Genomic DNA, 11,057 nt, shown 5'->3' with positions numbered 1-11,057 from the left:
TCCGTATGCATTGGGCATAATTAAAGTATTCATATTCAATAGAAATATAAAATTATGAAGTAAATTCATTATGCATAAGGTATATCAATATTTTGATCTATATAAATTAATAATATTTGGCTCTGAGTTGTATAATATATGAAAGTTTCTATAATAATATGTACTAAAGATAGACCCCTCGATTTGATGATTTGTTTGAAATCTATTTTTGCTCAATCTGTTAAACCCGGGGAAATTATCATAATAGATTCAAGTAATTCTGAGGAAAAAATCAATCATTTGAAGGAATTTATTCGAGAAAATAAGATCATAAAACATTATGCAGTCAAAGCTGGCTTAACAAGGGCAAGAAATATTGGAATCGAAAAAAGTATAGGGGAAATAATAATATTTCTAGACGATGATGTAATATTAGATGATGATTATGTGAATCACATTTTAAAAATATTCGATGCTTATGAGAATGTTGGGTTAGTGACAGGAAACATGATTCAGGCTGATATGGCAACAAGGACATTTTCAAAGTTAATAAATAATTCATTTATAAAAGAAATAAGGAATGTTTTTTTCTTTCTGTTTTTTTTGCACAGGTATGGTAATGGATATTTTCTACCGTCAGGACTTCCCAGATATATAGCATGCGAAAAAAAAATCAAAATGATAGAATGTGTACAAGGTGCAAATATGGCATTTAGAAGAAATGTTCTGGATGAATTTCATTTTGATGAACATTTTAAAGGATATAGTTTTATGGAGGATTGCGATATATCGTATAGGGTATCAAGAAAATACAAAGTGATATTCACACCATTTGCAGAACTTATTCATAAAATATCTCCAGTGTCAAGGGATTCTGAGAGATATAGAGCGGAAATGTTATTAGAGAATCATTTTTATTTATTCCAGAAAAATTTTCCTCAGACACTTCTGAAAAGATTTGCATTCTGGATATCCATTATTGGTTTATTTTTAATGGCCACACTTAGATTAAGTTCAAATGAATTTCGAGGATACTTCTGCGCCTGTATTGAAATTTTTAAAAAAAAAAGGAAAAACAAGCACAAAATTATCTGCCATGTCGAAACGATGGTAGTTGAAGGGGAAAAGGTGTGATATTTTGGAAAAACCTTGTGTATCTATAATTGTACCTGTTCTGAATGGCGCTAACCATATTAACAATTTGATGAACTCCTTAATGAATATTAATTACCCAAAAAATAAATATGAAATTCTCATAGTTGATAATGAATCCATGGATAAGACAGTTGAATTAATTAAAAAGTTTCAAAGAAATATTCCACAGTTAAAATTGTTTTTTGAAAAAAGAAGAAGTTCTTATGCAGCAAGGAATATGGGGGTTATGAATGCTAAGGGCGAAATAATAGTATTCACAGACGCGGACTGTGTTGTCGATAAAAACTGGTTAATTAATATAGTGAAGAGTTTTTCAGAAAATTCAGTTGGTTGTGTCGCTGGTGAAATTTTATCGGCAAAATGGAATAATATCGTGGAGGAATATTATGCAAAAAAAGATATTATGTCTCAAAAAAATACATTGAATTCAGAGTTTCTACCATATCCCATGACAGCAAATGTCGCTTATAGAAAAGAGATATTTAATAAAATAGGATATTTTGATGAAGAATTGATTTCAGGTGGAGATGCTGATTTTGCCTGGAGGATGCAATTAGAAACAGAATATAAGATAGTATATGACCAAAATGCCATTGTAATTCATAAACATAGATCAAATATGAAGTCCTTATTTAAACAACAATTTAGCTATGGATATGGAAGTGTACTTTTATATAGAAAACATAATTATTTTATGGATTTTAATCTAAAAAATATCTTAATGGACTATTTAAAGCTTATGCTCGCTTTCGCTTTATTCTATTTCAGATTATTTGCCAGGTTATTTTGGGATTGCGACAGATATTGTCTATACGAACCTTTATTAGCATTCTTATGCATATCCGGATATCGTCTCGGAAGGCTATATGGATCAATAAAATTGAAAAAATTATTTATCTAAAATTCATATATTATTAGAAATTGATATAAATTATGAAATTGTCTGTGTCTTATCATATTTATTCAAGAAAAAATACAAAACAGCATAAAGTAAGAGTTTCAATATGTTAAGAAATCAAAAAAACATCAGTTCAACAAAAAAATTTGAATATCCAAAATCATTGTTTAGTGGACCCAAAGATTCAAAAATATACCTGATTTTTGTAGCTATCAGCCTGATATTATTATTTTATGCTATAATGGAAATCAAACCGGTCGTCGTCAATAGTACAGATTTTCTTGGATTAACTTCTCATTTAACCCTTGCCTATTGGATTGGATTTTTGATACTAATATTTGGCTCAATAAGTTTATATTTAGATAAACAATATCAAAACACATTAATATATATAATTTTTTTATTAGTTATAGGTCTATATCTTTTTGGTTTACCGATATTTGCCGAAGAAAATGCATGGTTCGCCTGGTCTTACCATCCTGCAGGAGGAGTTCAAAATATTTTAGAAAGTAAATACATAGATACCAATTCTGCAAACCTCTTATCCTATAATTCGTGGCCAGCTACCCATCTAATATCAGCATTCATTATTTCAATTGGAAATGTTAGTTTAGGGTCTCTCATAAAGTATATGCCACTATTCTGGATAATCGCTCTGATTTATTTTACATATGCTGCGGGAAAAATCTTTAATTTCTCTCCGAATCAATCCTTCTTACTCTCTTTTATAATCCTTACATCATTTATATTATTTTTATATTACTATGGTCCACCGTCCATAGCCTACCTATTTTTTGTTATGATATTTATATGCTTAAATGATATTTGTATAAATCGAAAAAATAGACTTTATATTCCATTAATCTTACTCATTTCTGCTCTTGTTGTAACGCATTTATTGACCTCATTAGTGGTGATCGTCGTGATATTTATTATGTATTTAATTGAAAGAAGGTTAAGAACCTTAATGCTTTTTTCGATAACAGTCTTCTTTTCATGGTATTATTTTTTTGCACCACGCATAATCAAACTTATAATAGACAATTTTTCTAAACTCATAACAATCGGGAATCCTGTAGAATTCGCGGGAACAAGTACGATATTCCAAATATCAAAAATGTTGTCCCATACTTATCTTGGAATATACATTATTTTAGTAATTCTAATTACATTGAATATGTTTTATAATAAAAGTTTATTGAATAACAAGAAATCGATCAATTGCATCGTGTGGCTTATAGGTATTGGATCTTTTTTACTCGTCAAATATGGTGGTGAAATTGATGACAGATTATATATATATAGCATTATACCAGCTGCAACTTATATCATATTAAATATTTCAAATCGCAATAAAATATTGATCGGAATTATGGTGATTTTTGCATTTCTTCATATTCCTGCGCATTATGATTCAGAAAGTATAAATATGATTTATACAACAGAATTATACGGTTCAAAATTTTTTGCATTGAGAGTGGAACCGGGAAATGAACATCCTATATTTGTAAATTATGTTTTTGGTCCTTTGTTGGATTATTATCATCCCTTGCCCTTTTACGAAAGGGGAGGTATAAGCGCATATGTTTCAGGAATTTACAATCCAAGCAATGCCTCTTTGGAGGAATCAACATATATTATATATTCCAAACAAACAAATAATTTCCTTCTGTACGTCTTTGGATATGATTCCATTAAATTGTGGTTAGAATCAGACAATACGTCTAAATTAATATATACAAATGGATATTACGAAATATATAAACATCTTATGTGGTAATCTGGTATAGATTCAATAATGAAAACCACATCTAACAGTAAAATAAATATTATGAATTCATTATCACATAAATCTGTCTTAATCCATATTTGTGATATTTTCATGTTAATATTTATAATATTTCCAATTATAATAGTTATTCAAATCTCCATATCGCCATCTAGTCAAGACCCTTCAGGTTATACTCTTGTCTGGAATGATGATTTCAATGATAAAACGCTGGACACTTCAAAATGGTCTAAAGAGAATAGGCATCCTCAATCTCTGAATAATGAATTAGAGATTTATATTCCAGATGAAGTATATATTGAGGATGGAACTCTTATATTAAGAAGTGAAAAAAAAAATTACCAAGGATATAACTATACATCTGGATCAGTAATTTCACGCGATAAGTTTTTCCAGAAGTATGGCTGGTTTGAGATTCGTGCGAAACTCCCAGAAGGTAAAGGAATATGGCCTGCTTTCTGGCTAGTACCCAATGATCGATTATGGCCCCCAGAAATTGATGTTTTTGAATTGCTTGGGCATGATACAAGAAAAATTTATATGACAAACCATTGGGAATGCGAAAATCCATCCAAAGCAACTTTATCATGTTTTAATCAAGAAGACTACATGATATCGGATTTGAATGTTCCTGATTTTTCTTCAGATTATCATACTTTTGCCATTGAATGGCAACCGGGATTGATACGATGGATTATTGATGGCAAAGAAAGGTTCAGGTCAACTTTATACGTTCCCGATATTCCAATGTACCTGTATTTGAATACAGCTGTGGGTGGAAACTGGCCGGGTGACCCAGATTCGACAGTTGTGTTCCCTCAATACTATTATATCGACTATGTTCGTGTATATAATAAAATATAATCTGCCTAGAATACGATCGCATTGAAGTCTATTTTGTTTATTTTTTCATGAAAAATTCCCTAACAATTGCCAAGATATCAGTTGTAATACATTAACAAAGCTCGATGTCCTAATATATATCTAACATATATCTAACATAATTAAATAAAATGACTCAGGATTATAAAGCACTTATTTACGACAAAACGCGATATATTCATAACCTCCTAAAAGTGATTGATCAATATCTTTTGATACTAATCTTATTAAACTAGATAGATTTGAATGGAGTTTTCCAAATATAGTTCTCTGCATCTGCGATCCACACGATTTCATAATTTTAGAATTAACAATATTAAATCCAGATTTTTCAATAAGGTTTTTACATTTGTTTGATTTAAATCTATGAATGTGACCATACCTTTCAATGTTAGTTTCTAAACCAATCAAGCGCATAAATTTGAATGCAATATCTGAAAAAAAACCTGATTCAATTGGGATAATTATTAACATTTCTTTTGATACCCTTTCAACTTCATACAGTAATTTATCTGGCTGGTTTACATGTTCCACCAAATCAGTTATTAAAACTAGATCAATCGTATCATTCTTAAAAGGTAATGACAAGCCATCACACCTGATATAATGATTGGAGGGTACCAATTTCTTACTTTGTGATAAAATATTTAAAGAAATATCACATCCCATAGCAATCTCAGGAAATAGCTCATTTGCCATCATATTTATTAATACACCTGAACCGCATCCGATATCCAAGACTTTTTTATATTTATTATCTGAATTAAATACTGACATCAATCTATCAAACTTTTTTGGAATATCCTCTACATGCATTGATGGATTTAATTGTAGATATTTATTTTCATAAAAAATTTTTTTATTCACGATTTTTTCCTCCTAATATTTATTATTTTGATTTATAAACCTACAATATCACTGGTACATTTCTTTATATAACCAAACACATACAGAATGGTTAGTGATAGCAATATAAATGTTGTAAATTTCCCATCGAAACAAGTTCTTAAAATTGATACGAATAGTATTTTCAGATAATTATATTCTTGGTGAAAAATTTGTTTGTTTACAAATATTATATTTATGACTTGACCAAGATCATATTTCAATCTTCCTTCAGATAAAGATCCTTGGTATATATAATTTATTTCTGTCAACAAACATTTTTTTAATTGTACCTCTTTGAACACTATTCTCCATTTATTGCAGTAGTTTTGAATTCAGATTCTATTTTCTGTTTGAGCTTTTTATTTCCATCGACAACAATTATTATTTTAAAATTTTTATTATGAACGTTACAGTTTAGATATCAATAGGGATGCACTTTTATTCATTATTATGATTTAAATTTTCCAAATTGCATACGTTTTCACCCCTCCCAAGTTCGGCAAAAACTCAGGCGCAAAGAAAGCGATGTAAATAGAAAATAGCTCGCATTTTTCGACACTTATCCTACTAAATAACTTCAATGTAAATTATTCGCATCACTTGGCAACTATAAATTCCTTACTCTATATTAAATATATCCCATATCATCATCATAATATCCCACCGGTACGCTCTTCGGGTACTTTGAAGAAGACGATTTCTTACGGATTGTTCTAGCCATTCTGGGGAGTAATATTCAAAGGTCTTTTTCGATCAAATATGGTTCATAAACTGGAATTTTTGTTTTGGGTATTTTGGAATTTTTCGTGCTTTATATCTTTTTTTTTAATTTTAATACAATAAAATTAGAATTTTTAACAATTAGCTCCTTTAGAAAATGAGATTTTAATAAATTTAGAAATTATTTATAAAACAATATACTTAGAAGTCAAACAGATTAATAGATATTCAATGAACTCACTGTCTACTAATTGGACGGAGTCCAGAGGTCGGAATTCAAATACATTGTCGATAATTACTTACATATTGAGATTATAATGTAGTTTCACCGATTGATAAATTATGAAAAATAAAGAAAGATATAATCTATCTCAATTGAAGAGAATGCAGAAATTTGAAGAAGATCATTCTTATTTCAAAAAGATTTTGAAATATTTAAAATATCGTCATCCTGGTTATAAATCAATATGGGATGAATATGAAAAATTGATATCTAAAAATATTTTTCCAGAAATGATATTTTTAGATGCAGGATGTGGATGGATGAATGATAGAACAGATAAGTATTTGACAGACAAATCAATCGGAATTGATATTGACTTAGGCTCTCTTAGAGATAATGTTAATTATGATAGTCTTATTCTCAGTAATCTTGAGAACATACCTTTAAGAAATGGGACTGTGGATATAATTACTACAAAATCCGTATTAGAACATATTGAATATCCCGATGTTGTATTTCAGGAATTTTTTAGACTTTTAAAAGATAATGGTATCCTAATAATGGTATTGCCTAATGTATATAATCCTGTTAATCTATTTGGAAAATTTACTCCGTTGAAACTACACAAAATATTAATGAAAATAGTATCAAAAAGAGACGATAAAGACATATATCCAACATATTTCAGATGTTGTTCTCCAAACTCTATAGATACAAAATTAAAAGAATTTGGCTTTATTAAAGAAGAATTTATACTAAGAGGAGATTTTATATTATTTATGCACTCAAAAATTTTGATAAATTTATGGACCATATTTGACAAATTATTGCCATCCAAATTTAAGATGTTCATATTGATAAAATATTCAAAAAAAATATGTTGAAAAACTAGGAACTAAGGAAAAAAAGAAGACTTTGGATTTTGAATGAAAAAAACTACAAAATGACGGCATAATCATGCCTCGCAGCTCTGCTGCGATTGATTGTGCCGTTTCAAAGTTTGACTATTTTGCGTGCGTAAGTGTCACTGGTCCCATTGTTCTTTTTTCATACACAGGTCTTCCTGCTTTATCGATAACATCCTTGTAAGAAGGCTTCTGTTTAAATGAGTGAGCAAGTTCAAATGTTGCATATTCAAATAGATCCGGACGTATCTCTTGATACGGCCAATTTTCTTTACCTGCTAAATATGGAGCATGAAAATCAAAAGCTAACTCAAGTCCTCTTCCATCATCGGTTTTATAATTATATAGATCTATACCGCGATGACGGGCAATCTCCGCAGTTTGTGTCATCGCATTGATTGAAAAAAGCGAATAGAAAAGAGATCTGGTTCTACGAAGTTCATTCACCATTTGACCTTTTTCGTCCATCTGAATAGGAACAAGTTCCTTCCAATATTGAAATGCCCAATCCATATCATTGTTATCACCTGTTATCACTGCTGATGAGCTGACAAATAATACTTTCCAGTTTTCATAATTGGTAGGGGTGGATTCTTTAGATCTTCCACGGCTGGTACTTATATCTCCAACCCAGGATTTAAACACATTCTTATCGGCAACATTCCAACCCTGATAATTCCATATCAAATCAGCCCCATAGAACATACCTGTCAATGTAATAGGGATTTCAACATAAGATTGACCATTAAAATCTGTAAATTTAGGATTCATTCTTGTTTCAGGATTGACAGACCATGCATTGATAAGTTGTACAGCCTTATCCGCATATTTATTCTCTCCTGTAAGTGCATACGCCAATCCCAGGTTTCTCACTGCTTTTCCAACTGCAATAGCTCCGTAATAGTCGGATTTATCTGCATATGGGTTATAAACGCCGTCACTTGTATATGGAGTTTCAGAAAAATAATCATGTATATCTCCGCTGGGAGGAACCTTTCCCCCATAAGTAACACTCTGAATTTTTGTATTTAATGCTGCTGGAACATCTTCATTCATAAATTTGTCATATGCCTCTTTCCACGGTTGTTGCCCGGAGTCTACTTTCTTTATGATGGCATCTATCTCATTAGCATTAAGATACATGCCCGGGTGATCGGATGTATACCCTGAAGGTGTTGCTGTTGGTACAGGTGTAGGGGTTGATGATGGTACAGGCGTAGGGATTGTTTTTGTCAAACTCAAATTTACGTCATCTATCCAGAGTTCTCCTGGACCATATAACCTGAATTCGATCCTTGCATAGGAAGTATTCGAAGGTGAATTACCTTGAACTGTTACCTCAGTCCAGTCACTAGTTCCAGTCATGGATTTATCTGACTCGTAGCCGCCCAGATAGTTTAAGGATTCGTCCCAGAAGTTAATAACAAGCATTCCATACTGGGCGACATTTATTGTTTTCATCCAGACAGATGCAGAATAATCATTGTTTGCCTGTCCAGAGATGATATCTGTTTTGCTCAACCATCTCGCATATGATCCCGCGGGTTGGCTGGAGACTATTTTAGTTGAACTATTTCCATTGTTTGCTGCATCGGTTGTCCAGGTAAAAGTGCCATTCCCGTGGGTGAAATAGTCGACTGTGGGATCGGTTTCAAAACCGGAGTTAGGTGCAAGATTGGATGATGGGATGGTTACGGTCGGATTCATATTTAAAGTAGCTGCTGAAGATATTGATATAGAAAATAATAGTATAAATAAAACAATATATATTCTTTTTATATGTCCCAATATTTTCAGTTTTATTGATTTTCGGTTCATTTTTCTCATGATCATTACCATATATTTTATTTATAAAATAACTAATCTTATTATAAGGTTAAATAGAAATCGATAATTTTTTTAGTTTTTACTGTTTTTATAGTTTTTTCGCATATACAAACGATGGTATTTATAATTTACGCTGGGTGTAAAGAAGCGCTTTTGTATTAAATAGGAACGGGTTTTTAAAGTTATTATTTTCTTAAAATCCTTTCATTAATTCTTACGATAAATGCGTACATAATCAATATCCAAATATGCCGGAAGTATTTTTGAACTCGCACAATCCGGCCAATCAGACCCGCAGATTCCGCTCCATGCACCCATACCAAATTTCATCGGAATGGTTGGATATAATTGTTTGGAAGTCTTCTTTAAATTACCATCAACATACCATTTTAATGTAGAGTTATCCCATTCAAATGTATATACATGAAATCCAGTATTCCAAGTTGTGCCAGTTACCTGCGTCACATCATACGCAGGTTTATTTAGAGTGTTAGAATAAACCTGAATGAGATATGCTATTATCGGTCGTTTTCCAATGTTTTCAGCAATTACTATTTCGGGTGGCCATTTTCCAGCAGATCCAAAAAGCCCGATATATCCGTCTGTGCCAAATCCCTGTGGCATTTTTGCCCTGATTTCCCATCTTCCTTGTGTTAATTTTCCGGTTACTGAATTAAGATTATCAACACCCCCACCTATATATTTTCTTCCATTAGATGGATTCATAGCAATACCCAAATGAAGTTGACCATTACTTACTTTCACCATATTTGAGTGGAATAATGTATCAGAAGTAGCTCCAGACTGGTTACCCCCATATACTCTCCAACCAGAACTTAATGTATTTCCATTAAACTCATCGCTCCAGAAAAGAGTATAAAAACCCGAAGGTTTTGGAGTCGGAGTTGGTGTAAGTGTTGGTACAGGTGCTGGAGTTGGTGCAGATGCTGCCGTTTTCAAACCCAAATTCACGTCATCCACCCATAATGTGCCTGGACCATAGAGCCTGAATTCGACCCTCACAAAGGCAGTCTTCGAAGGCGCAATACCCTGAACTGCAAGCTGGGTCCAATCTGTGGTGCCTCTTATAGATCCAGCTGACTCGGTGCCCCCTAAATAATTCAAGGATGCGTCCCAGAAGTTAATAACAAGCTTTCCATACTGGACGACACTTATTGACTTCATCCAGACAGATGCGGAATAATCATTGCCTGCCTGTCCCGATATCTTATCAGTTTTGCTCAGCCATCGCGCATATGATCCCGTAGGTTGGATGGAGACTATTTTAGTTGATCGACTTCCAGTGTGTGCTGCATCGTTGGCCCAGGTAAAAGTGCCTTTTCCGTAGGTAAAATAGTCAACTAAGGGATCAGTTTCAAAACCGGAGTTGGGTGCAAGATTGGTTGATGAACTGGTTACGGTCGGATTCGTATTTAAAGTAGCTGCTGAAGATATTGATATGGAAAATAATAGTGTAAATAAAACAATATATATTCTTTTTATATGTTCCATAATTTTCAGTCTTATTAATTTTCGGTTTATTTCCCTCATGATTATCACTATGATACATTTTATTTATAAAATAACTAATTTTATTAGAAGGTTAAAAAGAAATCGACAATTTTTATAGTTTTTATAGTTTTTTTGTAGATATTAATACTGTTTAGTTTTTAAGTAATTAATATCTCATTTGCATTAATTTAAATTCTTAGTGATCACACATTTTGCAATTATTGTTATCAGAAAGGGAATAAATTTCTTTATTTACACCAAGCGAAGAATTTTAGAGGA

The 11,057-nt window shown here is 31.7% G+C and carries 8 protein-coding genes; 5 read left to right on the top strand and 3 right to left on the bottom strand.

Annotated elements, in window-relative coordinates:
- The first annotated feature begins 138 nt into the window (after window positions 1-138).
- The 4 genes from CL181_RS18325 to CL181_RS18310 all read left to right on the top strand — a co-directional run bounded on the left by CL181_RS18325 (window position 139) and on the right by CL181_RS18310 (window position 4,685).
- Entirely contained in the window at window positions 139-1,113 is a 975-nt protein-coding gene (locus CL181_RS18325; RefSeq protein ID WP_097300764.1) for a glycosyltransferase family 2 protein, read from the top strand.
- 4 nt (window positions 1,114-1,117) lie between these two features.
- Window positions 1,118-2,035, top strand: coding sequence for a glycosyltransferase (locus tag CL181_RS18320; protein WP_176505323.1), 918 nt, complete (start codon window positions 1,118-1,120; stop codon window positions 2,033-2,035).
- Between the two features lie 103 nt (window positions 2,036-2,138).
- Complete coding sequence (locus CL181_RS18315) at window positions 2,139-3,812, top strand: hypothetical protein (RefSeq protein WP_097300762.1); 1,674 nt, start codon at window positions 2,139-2,141, stop codon at window positions 3,810-3,812.
- Window positions 3,813-3,830: 18 nt separating this feature from the next.
- The gene (locus CL181_RS18310; RefSeq protein ID WP_097300761.1) at window positions 3,831-4,685 is read left to right on the top strand and encodes a family 16 glycosylhydrolase; all 855 of its coding nucleotides are present in this window, start codon (window positions 3,831-3,833) and stop codon (window positions 4,683-4,685) included.
- A gap of 171 nt (window positions 4,686-4,856) precedes the next feature.
- Here the strand turns inward: CL181_RS18310 and CL181_RS18305 are convergent, their stop codons facing one another.
- The gene (locus tag CL181_RS18305; protein WP_097300760.1) at window positions 4,857-5,570 is read right to left on the bottom strand and encodes a class I SAM-dependent methyltransferase; all 714 of its coding nucleotides are present in this window, start codon (window positions 5,568-5,570) and stop codon (window positions 4,857-4,859) included.
- 1,083 nt (window positions 5,571-6,653) lie between these two features.
- On the opposite strand from CL181_RS18305, the gene CL181_RS18295 reads away from it, so the two are divergent.
- A complete protein-coding gene (locus CL181_RS18295) occupies window positions 6,654-7,418 on the top strand; it encodes a class I SAM-dependent methyltransferase (protein WP_097300758.1) in 765 nt (254 codons plus the stop codon).
- Window positions 7,419-7,538: 120 nt separating this feature from the next.
- On the opposite strand, the gene CL181_RS18290 is transcribed toward CL181_RS18295, so the two are convergent.
- Together CL181_RS18290 and CL181_RS18285 are read right to left on the bottom strand one after the other, a co-directional pair.
- On the bottom strand, window positions 7,539-9,146 hold the full coding sequence (locus tag CL181_RS18290) for an alginate lyase family protein (protein WP_176505322.1): 1,608 nt from the start codon (window positions 9,144-9,146) through the stop codon (window positions 7,539-7,541).
- Window positions 9,147-9,473: 327 nt separating this feature from the next.
- A complete protein-coding gene (locus CL181_RS18285) occupies window positions 9,474-10,817 on the bottom strand; it encodes a family 16 glycosylhydrolase (protein WP_097300756.1) in 1,344 nt (447 codons plus the stop codon).
- Window positions 10,818-11,057: the final 240 nt, after the last annotated feature.

It is taken from the genome of Candidatus Methanoperedens sp. BLZ2 (genome assembly GCF_002487355.1).
In the GTDB taxonomy this organism is placed as follows: Archaea; Halobacteriota; Methanosarcinia; order Methanosarcinales; family Methanoperedenaceae; genus Methanoperedens.
Note: the sequence above shows the minus strand (reverse complement) of the source record. Positions and strands in the feature narration are given on the sequence as shown.